General features: G+C 50.3%; 7 protein-coding genes. All 7 read left to right on the top strand.

The features are described from left to right. The first annotated feature begins 61 nt into the window (after window positions 1-61). On the top strand, window positions 62-3,424 hold the full coding sequence (locus QEH52_RS15175) for a CBM96 family carbohydrate-binding protein (RefSeq protein ID WP_308951591.1): 3,363 nt from the start codon (window positions 62-64) through the stop codon (window positions 3,422-3,424). A 204-nt stretch (window positions 3,425-3,628) separates the two neighbouring features. After that, window positions 3,629-6,514 carry a CBM96 family carbohydrate-binding protein gene (locus QEH52_RS15170; RefSeq protein ID WP_308951589.1) on the top strand — a complete coding sequence of 962 codons (2,886 nt, stop codon included), beginning with the start codon at window positions 3,629-3,631 and terminating at the stop codon, window positions 6,512-6,514. Between the two features lie 52 nt (window positions 6,515-6,566). Further along, on the top strand, window positions 6,567-9,215 hold the full coding sequence (locus QEH52_RS15165; protein WP_308951588.1) for a VPS10 domain-containing protein: 2,649 nt from the start codon (window positions 6,567-6,569) through the stop codon (window positions 9,213-9,215). Between the two features lie 20 nt (window positions 9,216-9,235). Continuing rightward, a complete protein-coding gene (locus tag QEH52_RS15160; protein ID WP_308951586.1) occupies window positions 9,236-11,074 on the top strand; it encodes a DUF5696 domain-containing protein in 1,839 nt (612 codons plus the stop codon). Between the two features lie 47 nt (window positions 11,075-11,121). After that, complete coding sequence (locus QEH52_RS15155; RefSeq protein ID WP_308951584.1) at window positions 11,122-14,049, top strand: tetratricopeptide repeat protein; 2,928 nt, start codon at window positions 11,122-11,124, stop codon at window positions 14,047-14,049. A 3-nt stretch (window positions 14,050-14,052) separates the two neighbouring features. Next, window positions 14,053-15,915, top strand: a complete 1,863-nt coding sequence (locus QEH52_RS15150; protein WP_308951582.1) for an RHS repeat domain-containing protein — start codon at window positions 14,053-14,055, stop codon at window positions 15,913-15,915. Between the two features lie 12 nt (window positions 15,916-15,927). Then, window positions 15,928-16,653, top strand: coding sequence for a hypothetical protein (locus QEH52_RS15145; protein WP_308951580.1), 726 nt, complete (start codon window positions 15,928-15,930; stop codon window positions 16,651-16,653). The last annotated feature ends 214 nt before the right edge of the window (window positions 16,654-16,867 follow it).

The raw sequence follows: 16,867 nt of genomic DNA, 5'->3' as shown, positions 1-16,867 counted from the left end.
ACTCGTCATTCTTGACGGTGACGCATTCTCACTACCACAACTAACCCAACCCCAAATGTCTATGAAATACCTTAGAACTAAAAGTAAGATACCTCGAATACTTGGAGTTTTTGCTCTCCTGTTCTCGTCTTCATCTATTACGCATGCTTATAAAATCTACGGCTTATCGGAAGATCGCCAGGTGAGTAGTACGGGCAGTCTCAGCGATGTGAGTTCAATGAAGTCGGGCTATTCCGGTTCCAATGGATTGAACTCTGTATTTGTTTTTCAATTACCAACGCTTCCCGATGGACAGGAATTTTCCAATGCCAGTCTGCGGTTGTATTTGCAAAATAAAACGGGCACACCGTCATTCAACGCGGACTTGTATGCGCTGGGGGTTTCGGATCAGCCCGATGTCTTATCGACCGACTTCTATATCGGAACAAATGACTCCAGTGCGATAATCGTCAAAGATGATATGCTGTTTCCATCTATTGGCAGTGGGCCAAAGTATGCAGATGATCAGGTTTTGACTGATTATCTAAACGCGGCCTACAATTATGGAGATGGAGCCGGTGAGTATGTATTCTTCCGCTTGAGTCCCGATGTAGCTGGGCTGACGAACAACTATACCCGCTATAATGTTTACAGCAAAGAGGCCTATGGAGGTTCCTATTACTGGCCGTCGCTGACTTATGAGACTGCCGATATACCGCCTGCGTGGACGACGGTGCCGCTTGGTGGTGGCGGTTACGTGACTGGCTTGGCGAGTAATGCGGATGGTTCTGCAATTTATTGCCGCACGGATGTCGGCGGGGCCTTCCGTTGGTCGCCTGATTCTAATGATCCTCAAGGAAATGGGACTTGGATTTCAATCAGCGACTACATGGTTCCCTTTGGCACGACGGATGCCGATCATCTCATGGGCGTTGAATCCATCGCAACCGATCCCAGTAATCTGGACCGAGTCTATATGGGGGCTGGGAATAAAATCTTTGTTTCCGATGACCAGGGGAGCACTTGGACTGAAATTCTATCGGGGCTCACCATGAAGCCAAACTCCGGATCCACTCGCTTCTTAGGCGAGCGTCTCGTTGTAGATCCAAATGATCCAGACACAATCTGGTATGGGTCTATTTCGACTGGTTTACATAAAGGAGTCAAATCTGGCGGCACATGGACGTGGTCGGTAGTTCCTTCGACTTCGGTTCCCTTTGGCGTGTCAGGAACGGGGAACGATGGCAAACCCATTTACTATGGTGTGACCTTCGTGATTTGTGATGCGAATGGCGGAAACACGATTACTTATGCCGGAGTCTTTGATGCTGGCTCCAGCCCAACAACAGGTGGGGTGTATAAAACGACTGATGGTAGCAATTGGTCTAAGGTCTCCATGTCTTCCGGTAGTTTTAACACGCCGCGCCGGGCGCAGATCGCCAGTAATGGAACGCTTTATATCACTGGTGGCGGTGAAGGTGTGTTTAAACTGCCGCGCGGTGGTTCGATCAGCGCAATCACTCCTTCAGTATCCAATCCCTACTTCAATGGTGTGGCTGTGGATCCGAATGACAGCACGGGCAATATTGTTTACGTAGCGGACAAGGCCTCGAAGAAGTTGTGGCGTTCCGCGGATGGTGGCGCCAACTGGTCTGAGCAGTCCTCTTATAATGGCACACGTGAAGAGCCGGACGGCACGCCGACCTTGAATGGTTACTGGTTTGGTAATACTTCGTCTTTGCTGATAAATCCTGCGGATTCGAATGAGCTCTGGGCCTCGGATTTCTTTGGCGTGGCGCGCACCCGTGATGCTCAGAACCTCGGTGGATCCGGATCGACCTGGTATATGTTACAACATGGCCAAGATGAAACAGTGGTGATGGATCTTCTCAATGCACCGACTGGGCCTCAATTGATGACCGCATTGGCGGATGTGAATGGTTTCTATTATAATGATACCAACTATCGCCCAACGGGCGCAGACGGCGGAAAGTTGACGAATCCATCGGGTGCCAATACCACGAGTCTCGATTTCAGCGAGGCTGATCATAATACCTGGGCCCGTGTTTGGCACGGTAATTCTGGCAACGGTAGCGGAGGTTATTCCACCGATGGGGGACAGTCCTGGCTACTCTTCGGTCAAATTGCTGAACAGACAATGAACAGTGGTGCTGCTGGTTGGGAAACGTGGGACCTGAGCACATACTTAGCGACGCAGCAGGCTAAAGGTGTTTCGACGGTGACTCTTGTGATCGCTTCTAAGAATGCCACAAATTTTACGAGTCAATCGGTGAACTTCGATTCGAAAGAGTCGGCGGACTCTAGCCTGATTCCTCAATTGGTGATCAACGGAGCGACGGGGAGTCCCTACGCGCCAACCGCCGATACCTACGTTGCTGGTCTTTCATCAGCTAGAGGCAATAATTACGGCACGTCTGAAATTATAAAGGCCGCTCACACCTATACGTCGAATATTAGTCAAGATCGTCAGAGTTATTTGAAATTTGATTTGAGTGGTATGCCGACCATTACTTCCGCGAGCCTGAGGCTGCACCGTCAGGCGGCGAGTTCCGGAATTGAGTATCGGGTGGGGGTTTTTGCATGTTCCAATACGAGTTGGACGGAAACTGGCCTGACGTGGAATAATCGTCCTCTGACTTACGCCAGCAGCAATTCATCTCGCAATCCCTTTGCAGAGCCTCGCTATAAGGCGGGCAACGGGGCGAGTCTTGCTGGGGGGCGTGTCGCCATATCAGCGACCGATCCAGACAAGTTAGTCTGGCTACCCGTCGGCACCAGCCGACGTGCATACTATAGTGAGGATCGGGGCGTTACTTGGGCGCAGTCGACTGGTGGACCGAATTCAGAGATTTCTGGTGTTTATACCAATGGAAATACCACTGACATTTCGGGACAACCCATTGCAGCTGACCGTGTGAATGGCGATTTCTACATGGCCAACTTTGGCAGCTCGGCGCATAAGATTTATAAGAGCACCGACGATGGTGCGACCTGGTCACATGTTTCCAGTATTACCAATGGCAATACCTATAATATGCGCACGCCTCAACTCGTGCCTGCTCCCGCGTCACCTTCGTATCCGAGTGGTGGTGATGTCTGGGTCTGTGATGATTCTGATTATAATAGCAACCACGGTGGGCTGTGGCGTTCGACTGACGGCGCGGCTACGTGGACTAAATTCAGTGGAGTGACGAAGGTTTCTGCGGTCAGCTTCGGGAAGTCGAGTTCCGGTTCGGGCTATGCCGTTTACATTTATGGCAAAGTAGGTTCTGAGCTCGGCGTGTATCAATCCGAAGATTATGGTTCTACTTGGACCAAATTAGCAGATCCAACGATTGCTCGGTTCTCAGCGCTGGCAGGTGACCGTCAAAATGCAAACAGTGTCTTCCTTGGAACCGACGGTCGCGGTGTCTTTCAATACTAGTCGTTCCATTATTCACTGACTCTATTCTTCGACCCTTGGCGTATGCTTCGCCAAGGGTCGTTTTGTATCTAAAAGAAAATACTAACTGTTAAAGTTCAACGTCTATTGCAGGAAGACTGAAGTGCTTGTTTTGTTGAGGGCACATTTACTTGACCTCCCTTGTTGCCGGCTCAGGTCCTTACAGTAATTCCCCTCTGAATGCCCATGAAATACCTCAAATGGAACGTCTCAATTTTACGGATGTGCCTCACCTTCGTGCTTTATCTGACTGCTTTTCAAATAGTTCAGCTAAACAAAATATATGCTCAGTCAGATCGTGACTGGAGCAACGCTGCCATAGATTCAGCATGGACGACCGTTCCACTCGGCGGTGGTGGTTATGTCACGGGCTTGGCGAGTAACAGCGACGGCAGTGCCATATATTGCCGCACGGATGTGGGAGGGGCCTTTCGCTGGTCTCCGCGCGATGATGACCCGCAGGGCAATGGCACCTGGATTTCACTGAGCGACCACATGGTTCCCTTTGGCACGCCTAAGGCCAATAAATTGATGGGCGTCGAATCCATCGCGACAGACCCCGGTAATCTGGACCGCGTTTATGTGGGAGCTGGGAATAAAATATTCCTGTCCGAGGACCGTGGGAGTTCGTGGACTGAGATTCTATCGGAGCTTTCAATGACACCGAACTCACCCACGACTCGTTTCTTTGGCGAGCGTTTGGCCGTGGATCCGAATGATCCCAATGTCATTTGGTATGGTTCGATCAAGGCAGGCTTACAAAAGGGTGTGCGGTCCGGCGAGGATTGGGCGTGGACACAGGTTCCTGCAAGCTCTGTTCCTTTTGGAGTGCCTGCGAAGAAAGGCCGTGACGCGGGAGTGACTTTTGTTCTCTGCGATGCCAACGATGGCAATACGATTACCTATGCCGGTGTATTTGACGGTGCTTCCAGTCCTACGACGGGTGGCATTTATAAGTCCAGTCCTACGACGGGTGGCATTTATAAGACCAGCGATGGAATCAATTGGACGAAGGTGCCTATGGCTTCCGGCAGCTTCAACACACCCCGTCGCGCGCAAATGGCTAGTAACGGTAAGCTCTACATCACTGGTGGCGGTGAAGGTGTCTTTAAGTTGCCACGCGGTGGTTCAATCAGTGCAATTACACCGTCCATTTCAGAAGCATATTTTAATGGAGTCGCGGTGGACCCGAATGATCACGATGGGAACATCGTATATGTTGCTGATAAGGCTTCCAAGAAAATCTGGCGTTCGGCGGATGGTGGCGTCAGTTGGGCGGAGCAAGATTCAACCAGTGATAAACGACAAGAGCCTGATGGCACTCCGACGCTCAATGGCTACTGGTTTGGCAACATTGCTTCCTTATTGGTGAATCCCGCGGATTCTAACGAGCTTTGGGTCTCGGATTTCTTCGGTGTGGCCCGCACGCGTGATGCACAGAACCTTGGGGCTTCGGGGGCGACTTGGTACATGTTGCAAAATGGTCTGGAGGAAACGGTTGTGATGGATGTTCTCAATGCGCCTACAGGCGCGCAGTTGATTACAGGAGTCGCTGATATTTCTGGGTTTTATTACAACGACACGACGCTGCGTCCCACAGGTGCAGGCGGTGGTAAACTAACCAACCCCTCGGGAGCCAACTCCACCAGTCTAGATTTTAGTGAGGCCGATCACGATGTCTGGGTGCGCGCTTGGCATGGCAACTACGGCAATGGCAGTGGCGGCTACTCCAGCGATGGGGGGAAGAGCTGGTTGCTTTTCGGTGAGATTGATCAAGTGAGCATTGATAGCGGTGCCGCTGATTGGGAGAGCTGGGATCTTAGCACTTATTTGGCGAAGCAGCAGGCGAAAGGCGTCTCCATGGTGACCTTGGTCATCGTCTCTAAAAACGCCACGAATTTTACTCGCACACCTGTTCAGTTTGCCTCGAATGAAGCCGCGGATGCGAGCTTGCGGCCACAGTTGATCATTAACGGCGCGTCGGAGACCCCGTTTTCACCTATTGCCGATACGTATGTTGCTGGATCGAAGGCCGACAAGGAAAGTAACTTCGGAAGCTTCGATGTGCTGAAGGCCTCACATACTTACACCACCAATACCACGAATGATCTCCAGATCTATATGAAGTTCGACCTGAGCGCAATGTCGCCCATTTCCTCGGCGACTTTGAAGCTTCACCGACTTGATGCTAAACCAGGTATTGTCTATGGGGTAGGCGTCTTTGCATGTGCCAATACCAGTTGGACAGAAAACGAGCTCACTTGGAAAAATCGTCCACTGACGTACGCCAGCAGCAATTCGGCTCGTAATCCTTTTGCTGAGCCTCGCTACAAGACCGCAACGGGGGTGCGCCTCGCAGGCGGACGTGTGGCTGCGTCGTCAACCGATCCGGATAAGCTGGTCTGGCTTCCTGTCGGATCGAAAAATCGTGCGTATTATAGTGATGACCGCGGCGTGACATGGACTCAGTCCACAGGTGGCCCCAGCTCTGAAATCACTGGTGTGTATACCAACGGTCATAGCACTGAAATCTCAGGCCAACCGCTCGCAGCGGATCGAGTCAATGGAGATTTTTACATGGCCAATTTTGGGAGCTCCGCGCATCAGATTTATCGGAGCACGGACGATGGTGCCACCTGGACGCTGGCCTCAAGCCTTAAGAACGGTAATACCTATAATATGCGCACGCCTCAAATCGTGGCCGCGCCCGCGTCGCCCTCCAATCCATCGGGCGGCGATGTTTGGGTGTGTGACGATTCTGTATATAACAAAAATATTGGAGGCCTTTGGCGTTCGACTGACTCTGCTGCTACGTGGACAAAGTTCAAAGGCGTCAGTAAAGTGACTGCGGTGAGTTTTGGTCAGTCGCAGTCAGGCACTGGCTATGCGGTCTATATCTATGGTCGTGTGGGCTCCGAGTATGGGGTCTATCGCTCGGACGATTATGGCTCCACATGGACGAAGCTCGCAGACCCAACCATTAAGAAAGTGACCGCTCTTGCGGGAGACCGTCAAAAATACGGACGCGTCTTTATCGGCACTGCCGGTCGTGGCGTCTTCCAATACGAGTAATCGTAGGACTCCAAGCCCGTACAATTTAAATTATAAAAAATAATCCCAAAAAATGAAATTTCCTAGCATGCGTTTCGCGCGAAGACTACTTGGTCTTTTGCTCACCTCACTATGGATCACCGCCAGTGCAGCCGCGGAGACTCCGACCGTCGATGCCAAGTGGCAGCAGACGGGCTGGGGCGGTGGCGGCTACTTTTATGCGGCAGCCTTTCATCCCAGCAAGCCGGGGCTGATCTACTTGGCCGGTGATGTGGCCGGGGTGTATAAAACAGAAGATTATGGCCGAAATTGGCGCATGATCAATAATGGCTTGGCGAATTACGGGGTGTTTTCTCTGGCCGTTGACTCTAGCAATCCCGACACCGTGTATGCCGCGACTGAGAGTGGACTGTGCAAGAGCATGGATGCTGGTGAGACTTGGCAGCTCTTGCCGCAGACTGGTCCTAAGGAGTTAGCCATTCTTGGAAAGAAAAAGAAGAGCATTCGCTCCGTCGCAGTCGATCCTCGGGATGGAAATGTGATCTATGCGGGCACGCCTTTTGGAAAAGTGTTTCGCAGTCGCGATGGCGGCCAGTCTTGGCAAGAAATCTACAAGGTCGCTGTGGCGGGGGCCGAAGAGGGGCGTCTGCGTTTGCAATATGGCAAAGCCGACGGCAACTATTTCGGCGGCATGTGGACGCAGCTTAGCTTCCCCGAGCATGTAAATCCTGCCGATGCCGTCGGTTTCGGAATGAATTTCAAGGGAGACGGTTCGAAGCCACCAAAGGGATTTTATATCTATCTGAAAGGGAGTGGTTTTACTTATCAGAGCCGCAACTTGAATGAGCTTTTCGCAGTGGAAGAGGCCCGCGATGTTATCTTGACTGCAGAGGATTTTTCCATCGATCCGACATTTGCTAAACAGCATCCCGACAAAGCGGCTGCCTTGGCTGCGACTCCGGATTGGTCAAAAGTTAATCGCATCGATGTATCCTGTGTCGGCGATCTGCCACGACAGCAGCACGTCGCGAGTATTAGCTCGTTTTTTATTGCGGCCACACAGAGCAGCGATGGCCAAGTCGGCTCACGTGAGCAACCCGTTCTGGTGCCGATTAAAGTGCTCAGCAACAAATCCAGACCGTCCAAATACGGTAACCTGCGCATCGGAGATCCCGTCGCTGGGGCGGTGCACACCGTGGCTGTTTCACCGCTGGATCCCAAACGTTTGATCGCCGCTACCGATGGTAATGGCTTGGTGCTCAGTAGCGATCAGGGGGCAAGCTGGGTAAAATTGGATACGCCGCAAAAGGCCTCTGGCGTCGCATTTGATCCACTGCAGGCTAATGTGGTCTATGGAACCTTCTTTTCCGATGGCTTGTGGAAGTCGAACGATTTTGGCAAAACCTGGAAGCGCCTGAAAAATGGTATGGCCTATAAGGTTTCACTACTGGAGGTTGCGGTGAGTCCGGCTGATTCGAACGATGTGTATGCCGTCGGCTCTCAGGGCTGGAACGGTGCTTTCTATCGCTCGACCGATGGCGGCAATACTTGGATCGATTCGTCATACACCAAGCCCGATTACGCTGCGAATCCGACACTACCGGAGACGGGGGAACTCTCGCGTATGAGCGTAGTCACCAACATTACGATTAATCCGCTGAATCCGCAGCAGCTCTATACCAGCGCCAACTGGCGCTGCTCCTTGAGCGAGGATGGTGGCAAAACATGGGAGGAGCGTATCCAGATGGCCGATATTTCCTGTGTCACCGATATTCAGTTCATTGGTGACCGAACCTATGTGACGGCCATGGATGAAGGCACTTTGATGAGCCCAGATAATGGTAAGAGCTGGAAGCAGCTGTGGCCCTTAAAGTATCAGGGCAATCTGAGCGGTCACAATTGGCGCGTGCGGGTGAACCATATCGATGGTCAAGATCGCATCATTTCGACAGCGAGCCCCTGGGACGGCAGTAAGCCGCAACTGATCGTAGTGAGCGAAGACGGTGGGGAGAGTTACCAGACCACCACAGATGGTCTTCCGGACTACCGAATCAGCGCCAACACGATGTGGGGACGGGGCTATCCACGTGCCTTGGCAGTGGACCCCTCCAATCCGCAGGTCGTGTATTTGGGAATCGACGGAGACGCCACCAAAGGCAAAAGCGGCGGTGGTATTTTTAAATCTGTTGACGGCGGCCATACCTGGCAGCAACTCGCCAATCAACCCGGCAGCCGCCGTATGTATTATGGTCTGACTATCGATCCCACCAATCCGCAGCGCATCTATTGGGCCGGCTTTGGCTCCAAGGGTGGGGTGTATCGCAGCGAAGATGGCGGCGATAGTTGGCAACGCGTCTTTAGTAAAGATCAGTATTTATTCAACCTGATGACCACTGCCGATGGTACTGTCTATGCGGGCGGTAAAGAACTTTATCGCAGCACCGATCATGGTAAAACATGGAAAACTGTAACCAAGTTTAATAACAAGCGTTCAATCGTTGGTATTGAAGTGCATCCTGAGGATCCCAATACCCTTTGGATTTCGGAAGTTGTTTGGAGTAATGATGCCAGCGGTGGCATTTACAAGACGACTGACGGAGGCGCAACGTGGGTCGATATGACGGGTGACATTCCTTATCGGCGTCCACAAGTCCTACGCTTCAATCCGGAGACCAGTGAACTTTGGGCCGGCTATGTTGGGCTCTATAAAATCAAGCAGTAAACATCAGTAGGATATATCGTATGGAAACACAGCTTTGGAGTGCAGAGAATGATTCTCTATCTGTCGTGGTTTATTCAGACGCCTCGGTCGTGATCGTTGATAAGGTCAATGATGCGATCTGGCGGATGGGCGCAGCGGCCTTACAGGAAGAGGGGCCTATCAACGAAGGTCATGTCTGGTTGCGCACAGAGCGCTCCATCTGTGAGCAGTATCCCGGGCGTTTTCGTGGTGAATGTGAGGGCGATCTGTGTCGCTTCACTTTGCTCGGGCGAGAAGGGGAGCCGCGTGGTGATTTTCGATGCCGCTTTGTGCTCGATGGTCCGTGGTTCGATTGCCAGGTGGTCGACATCGATGAGGCACTGCCGAGCCTGGTTTTTCCCACGCCCATTGAATCGGAAAGTCTAGTTGTGCCTCAGGGCGTCGGACGCTGGATTCGAAAGCCACTGAGTCAACGTCACTTTTGGGTCTTTCCCGCGCATCTTTCGATGCGCTGGTTTGGTGGCCTGCGTGGACGGCATGGCTGGATCGGCGTGGTCGATCAAGGTTATCAAGATGCCGGTGTGATGGCGGCCAATATGACCGCGACCACAGGCTGGTTGAAATCGATGAATTGTTGGCAAGGCCAGCGCTCCGTGCGCTTTCGATTTGTTGAAGGTAACTATGTTGAATTGGCCAAAGTCTTCCGTGCTTACGCAAAGGCAAAAGGCTTGTTCCGTTCGCTGGTAGAAAAGGCAAAAGCGACGCCGGCCCTGGCCAATATGATCGGCAGCCGCGCCTTGTTCCTGTGGCAATGCCGGACGATCCATCCAGAATGTCGCGAAGATCGCATGCAGCCATTATTGGAAGGTGAACAGTCGCCTTACTTAAAAGTGCACCAGACTCATGAAGCGTGCATCGAGATGGTCGAGGCCGTCAAGGACGCGGGTATGACCCGTGGACTCGTCACTTTGTGTGGTTGGATCAATGGGGGCTATGATGAATCGCATCCTGATGTGTGGCCGCCTGAGCCCGCTCTTGGTTCGATCGATAGTTTAAAGAAACTGCTCTCGCAGCCAGATCCGCTGACGGTGGCCTTACATGATAATTATCAGGACATTTATAAACAATCCCCCAGCTGGCCACAAGGTGTTGTACAGATGCCATCAGGCATGCCCATGCCAGGCGGTTATTGGGCCGGCGGGCAGGCGTATATTTTAAACTCAAAGAATAGTCTGGATTACTTACGTCGTAATTGGGAGCACATTGGAAAGCTTCCGGTGCGTGCCGTGTATTGCGATACCACGACAGCGGTTCAATTTTACGAATCCTATGAACCCGGCAATGAGCAAACACGCTCGCAGGATGAAGCGGGTAAAATCGAATTATTAAAATTCTATAAAGAGCAGGCAGTCGTTCTGGGCAGTGAGGGTGCTTCCGATTTCAGTGTCCCGGATACTGACTTCTTATTACCCTTCGACCAAGAGCATGTTACTGGCGAAACCATTCCATTGTGGGGATTAGTATTTCACGAAGCCTCTATACGCTACACCGTATCTAATGCGACAAAGTCGTCTCCCGAGGCACTGCGTAAGCTGTGGCTCAGCCAAATGGTTTGGGGCCATCAAATGCGTTGGTATTTTGCGTCTAAAGACGAGTGGGAACAAAGCCGAACTGCCTTTTCCGAATCCTTCTATGTCGATGATTGGCTGAACCGCGTCGCGACCAGCGAGATGGTCTCACACCGTTTCCTCGCAGATGAAGTTGAGGAGACTGTGTTCGACAATGGCCTGACCCTACGTGTGAATTTCTCGTCGCAGGATTACCAGCAGGACGGTGTCTGCATTCCTGCTCTCGATTATCAGATCTTAGAGGGTAGATAGATCTCTTCAGGTGCGCACAGTTTCACATCAATAATGAAAGCATAATCTTGTCTAAATATTGCGAAATTCCCCGGGTTTGCCATGCACTCGCCTTATGCTTGATCGTCTCGTTCAGCAACAGCTTGATGGCGACTGCTTCGGTCGCGCATAATGCTGTTAATTCACTGGATCGTTATCGCATGTTGGCCGAAGCGGGCGACATCAATGCGGTCTTTCAACTGGCACAAGCGTATCGCTTTGGGACGCATGGTTTGGCAGTTGATTATGCTCAGGCCTTGGAATACTTTAGGCTTGGCTTAAAGCATTCCCCAAATCGGAAGGACTTGCGCACGGGGATCTACCAGATGCATCAAGGAGAGGGGGAGGCAGTTGCAGCAGCGCGCAAACAAGCAGAAGCCACCTTACTGCGTGACGCCGAGATGAATCACGATGCGGATGCCTACTACGCGCTATATTTGATTAACTGGAAGGCCCCTAAGATTCGACAGATCTATCAGGCGAAAGCCGCAGAGTTGGGACATGTCATGGCAGCCTATCACGCTGCACATCATTATCGTTATGGTTGGTCGGTCAAAAGCGATTTAATTAAGGCCATTTATTTCTATGAAATCGCAGCGAAGAAAGGCCACCGTCATAGTATGGATGCGCTCAAGGAGTTGTCCACCGATCCGAAAGTTGTGGATTATTACAGCCAGGAGGATATCTCGCGCTTTGCTAACTATTCTGAAGTGCACCTGAGCCAATCCAACGCGGCAGCTGTCGCGAATATGAAACTAGCTAAAGAGGCCTATGATCTCGGAGACGAGGCTCAGGCAATTGAGATTTTAAATGAAGGCCTTGCTAACTGGAGAAAGCGTTCGGATGACTTTAAATACACGAGTCGCATTTGGTGGGAAGGGCAGACGCAAGCGGGGCGTTACGAACTGGAGTGGAGTCTTTTCTTATACAAATGGTTGTGCGTCACCTATAACGCGAGTGATAGACATACTTATACGCGTATCGGTGCTGCAGTGCATGTGGCGGAACGCTATGTTTCTTTGGGACGCTATGGCATGATGCGTCAGGTCTGTGGCGATTTAAAAAAACATATGCATGAACAAGATGGCATTGATGTCGATGCATACTCTCAGGCTGTTCGGTTTAACGATGACTACAGCTTATTCACCTCGAATCCGTTGCCTGTACACATAAAGTACGATGCGGTCACTCACCGAAAAGATTTGCTCTCTAAAGACGACTTAATTAGCGCCAACACAATGAGTGCAGTCAAATATCTGGCTCAAGAGCGACTCGCTGTTGGAGATTGGGAATCAGCGCTGCTTTATGCGGATTGGATGCATCGTTGGATTCAATACATAGAAGTCAGTGGCCAAAAACCAAAACGCACCTTCCCTGGCTATCATTTTGTTGTGGATGAAAGTGCATACTTTATCCGGGCCAGTGTCTTTGCAGGCTTGGGCTTGATTGAAGAGGAAGCACAGGTTTATGAATTGGTATTAAAGAAGAAATACCGGGATTCGCAGTCGCGAGGCTGTCTAGAATCTAAATATAAATTGGCTGCTTTGCGGGTGAAACAAGGTCGATTCGATGAAATTGATCTGGAAGATTTGGCCGAAAATGAAGCGACGATAAAAGCCAACCAATATTTTGAAAGCCATCAGTGGCAGTTCTCAAAGTTAGTGCGTGCACGGGTCATCGCTGCGCGGGAGGATTTCACAACAGGGCTCGCTTTGGTCGATGAGGTCTTGACGGCAACTACGGAACAAACACTCCCACTGCTTCGGCTCGAAGCACTGCTCACCGCTTGTGATCTCTCGATGGATCAAAATAACTATACGCCTGTTCAAACTTGGCTGATGGAGGCCTTAACTTGGGCGCGCAGTCAAGGGCTCTTGCTAGAAGAGTTGAGGGTGTATGAATGCTATGTGCACTATCTAATGGCGACGGGGGACTATCAATTGGCCTTGGAGATGCAGCAACGCATTCTAGAACTGATTACTGCTTTGAATTTAAGTCCACGTGAAACCGAGGCATGGAGACAACTTGCTCAAATTTATGTATTATTGAACGACAGAGAATCCGCGCTTGCGGTGGTGGATCGAGTAGGTCGGTCTCTGTTTGAGCCGAAGTGGCTGGCCTTGCTGGAGGCATCAGATTCGAGCGCTCCGACTGTGGCAGCAGATTGGGGGCTGATTGGTCTACAACCTTTGCGAATGGTCAGTGCTCCAATCGTGTCAGACGGGCAGACCATTTTTACTATTTCCAATCCGACTCCACAGAGCGCCAATTTACAAGTCCAGATCGAATCGGAACGCTTCAGTATTGTTGATGCGACATCATCCGACGATTATATTGCCTTTAAACTTTCGAATGCGATCAGTGATAAGCCACGGGGCACTAAGCTTAGTTACACCCTCTTAGCCGATAGCCAGGTGCCGATTCTTATTTCTGCCAGTGGAGTCGATCAGCTCCTTGAAGATACTGAGATCCAGCTATCGGTTTACACCGTGAATCAAAAATTAGAGAGTCACTGGTTGATGCAAGCGTATGCTGGAGCGACCGATGTTGCGATTGTCGATGCCGCACACTTAATCGACAACCCATTTTATCTAGTGCCTGTGTATCACCAGCTATCAGCGAAGGATCTTGGGGCGACGACTGTCGCACTGCGCGCCATCGCATCCGAACCAACACGCATCGAAGCCTATGCGATTGATGGCTCACTGATATTCGTGGATGCTGAAGGAAATGGCAGTCTCGCCGATTCAGGTGATTTGATAGGTGGAACGAATATGCATGGATTATATCCGACCCTCGAGTGGAAGGGCTCAGATATTCCGATTGAATTCCGATATCAGCCGCTCCATCGAAAGTCTGGGGAGCATGTAGAAATTCAAATCGAAACTTGTAATGATAAGGATTCGACTGATTGGACGACGAATGTCATCGATTGGCTGGAAATTGGCGACAAATAGTTTATGCTCTCAGCGTTTTCAGCCGACAATACCGATACTCACGATTGCCTCGACTTTCCGACTTTCAGCAGGGGACATAGCCTTACCCGTAGCTGCGAAGACGGCACCGAAACCAACGGTCTCACGGGCCGCTCTAAGGGCTACAGCCTGAAAGATGGAGGGCAGAGCTCCGTCTCTGCCGCCACCTACGGCTATGATACTGCCGGCCGCCTTTCGACAGTCAGCGATGGTACAGATACCTTTTCCTACGGTTATGAAGCGAATAGCAATCTACTTGCTACATTGAACGCACCGCAGCATACTGTGGCCTATTCATACGAGCCGAACCGTGACCTCATGACTGTCATTGAGAACAAGACCCGAGGGGCGACACTCTTGTCGTCCTACGCCTACACCCACGACGCCCTCGGTCGCCGCAGCGACCGCACCCAAAGCGGCAGCGCTATCAACACTGCCAGCACCGACGACTTCAGCTACAACAGCCGCAGCGAAGTGGTAGGCTCGGCTAACAGTATCGAAGCCGCCGCCAATTGGAACCCCACCTTTACCTACGACAAGATCGGCAATCGAATAGGGAGCGTGGGCGTCTCGCCCAACGCCTACACGGCGAACGAGCTGAATCAATACACCGCGATTGATTCGACGAATCCCGTCTATGACCTAGACGGTAACCTCACGTCCGACGGCGGCACATGGACCTACACATGGAACAACGAGAACCGCCTCGCGTCAGCCACCGACGGCGCGACTACCATCGACTTCACCTACGACTACCAGGGGCGCCTAGTCAAAAAAGACGACGGCACCAATGTCGAAGTTTACGTCTACGACGGCTGGAACCGCATTGCGACCTTCACTGAAGATCCGTCATCAGTCCTTATTCATTCGTCATCCAATCTCTGGGGGCTCGACCTGAGCGGCTCCATACAAGGCGCTGGTGGAGTTGGCGGCCTTCTTAAGGAGGGCAATCTCTATCCAATCTACGACGCCAACGGAAACATCATGCAGAAACTCGACGGCACCGGAACGGCCGTCATGTCCGTCGATTACGATCCGTTTGGCAATATCATTAGTGGCACGCTGGTTGGGGAATACGGATTTTCAACAAAGCCACTCGTCGATGACCTCGATTGGTATTATTACGGCTTCAGATACTATGATCCGGTGACGGGGAGATGGCCAAACAGGGATCCAATTGGGGAGTATGGTGGTTTTAACCTGTATGCGATGGTTGGGAATGATACTCTAAACATGGTCGATCTGTATGGGCTTAGTTGTACTATCAAACTCTATTTTGGGCATGGCGGAGATGAGCGAAATATTGTAGGAGACATTTTTAATGAATCTGTAAATCGAGCTCAAGGGGACATTAACACTATTGAGAATAGAAACAAACAGTATGAAGTAGTTAAGGATAAGAAAGGTTTAGACGGAAATCCTACTACTAATAAAAATGATTGTACTGCATATGGCTATGGCTCATGTGCGCCAGATCGTGCTAATGATATGCTGCGGGATATATACCCAGATCACGCATTGCTGCCTCCAGGAGCGCTGGATGAATTTACTAATGATGGATTAGGGAGAGCAGATCCTAGTATTGGTTTTGCAGGAAACGCTATAATGAGTGACCAAGCATGTAATGCTATGGCTAAAATGTGGAAGATTGCTGTAAATAAAGCAGGCGAGTTTAATAAAGAATGTTGCGATAAAGTTTTAATCACGATGGATTGCTCAACTAGGAAGTTGCCTGTTCCAACATATGATTCTAGCGGAAATATTAAAGGCTGGAGACTTGGGAAATCAGCAAAGCAAGCTTGTCCGAAAATGTGTGGTAAAAGTGAAACGATAACACCTTCAACATAGAATATGATCCTTATGTCGTTACGTATTGCATATTCGATTGGTATATTCGTGTGCTTGCTTGTTGAAGCTAGTGCGTCTGATTTCATCGTTGAGACTCAATTAGATGATACTAACTACGGCGATTTAGAATACTCGCTCGGGGCATCAGTTGTGAAAGGAAGCTTTAAAGTTCGATCACATATGCCTTTAGTTGGCGTGGTTTATGCCATCTATAAAGATGGAATAATGATCGATCATCCAGATGGAATGTCGCCAATTCTACCAGTTGGAGATTTCTCAGGTAATCATCTTGTCGAGAACATCAAATTTGCTTTTCGATTTTTTGATTTGAACCATTCAGATAAAAGATCGGGTGGTGAAGCAAAATGGAAAGTTGATCTATTTCTGGAGTCAGATTATGGACCAGTTCGTGAACAAGTTAACCTCTATTCTAGCGAGCTGAGTTATGCATCGATACACTGCAATGTAATCGATAGTAAGTTCAGTGACTTAAAGGAAGTCTTTCCTCTGTTCTATTTGCATGATTCCTCAATTCCAAACATTGAAACTGATCCTATTCCTAACAACAGAACTTTCAAGGGGTGGCTATCGAGTTTATCTGAGAATAAGTATGTAACAGTGTTTTTCGTAGTAAGAAATAGAGATGGATCAATCCAAGGCATGGATGATTTAAGGCGAATCTTAGACATAAGGGGAACCAAAAAGATGACATGGGAATCCGAGGGGATCATTCCGTAAATCGTAAATATTTCTTAGCCGCTTTTCGTATCAGGGCCTAAATGGGGTCAGTTCAGAATGGCACGGACTTAAGCAGCTTTATCGACGTTTTTCTTCTTCGCTTTACCTTTGTTTTTTCCGGATTTTGAGACCTTAAATTTTGATCGATGGCACATCAACCTTTGGAAAGGTTTGGGCCTTTTCTTTAGTGCTCTAGGTTCGCTACGATTCTCTC

The sequence above is a fragment of the Thalassobacterium maritimum genome (assembly GCF_031127805.1).
In the GTDB taxonomy this organism is placed as follows: Bacteria; Verrucomicrobiota; Verrucomicrobiia; order Opitutales; family Coraliomargaritaceae; genus Thalassobacterium; species Thalassobacterium maritimum.
Note: the sequence above shows the minus strand (reverse complement) of the source record. Positions and strands in the feature narration are given on the sequence as shown.

Excerpts from the sequence above, each read along its gene's own strand:
- QEH52_RS15175 (WP_308951591.1), top strand. The coding sequence starts at position 62 with ATGAAATACCTTAGAACTAAAAGTAAGATACCTCGAATACTTGGAGTT.
- QEH52_RS15170 (WP_308951589.1), top strand. The coding sequence starts at position 3,629 with ATGAAATACCTCAAATGGAACGTCTCAATTTTACGGATGTGCCTCACC.
- QEH52_RS15165 (WP_308951588.1), top strand. The coding sequence starts at position 6,567 with ATGAAATTTCCTAGCATGCGTTTCGCGCGAAGACTACTTGGTCTTTTG.
- QEH52_RS15160 (WP_308951586.1), top strand. The coding sequence starts at position 9,236 with ATGGAAACACAGCTTTGGAGTGCAGAGAATGATTCTCTATCTGTCGTG.
- QEH52_RS15150 (WP_308951582.1), top strand. The coding sequence starts at position 14,053 with ATGCTCTCAGCGTTTTCAGCCGACAATACCGATACTCACGATTGCCTC.
- QEH52_RS15145 (WP_308951580.1), top strand. The coding sequence starts at position 15,928 with ATGTCGTTACGTATTGCATATTCGATTGGTATATTCGTGTGCTTGCTT.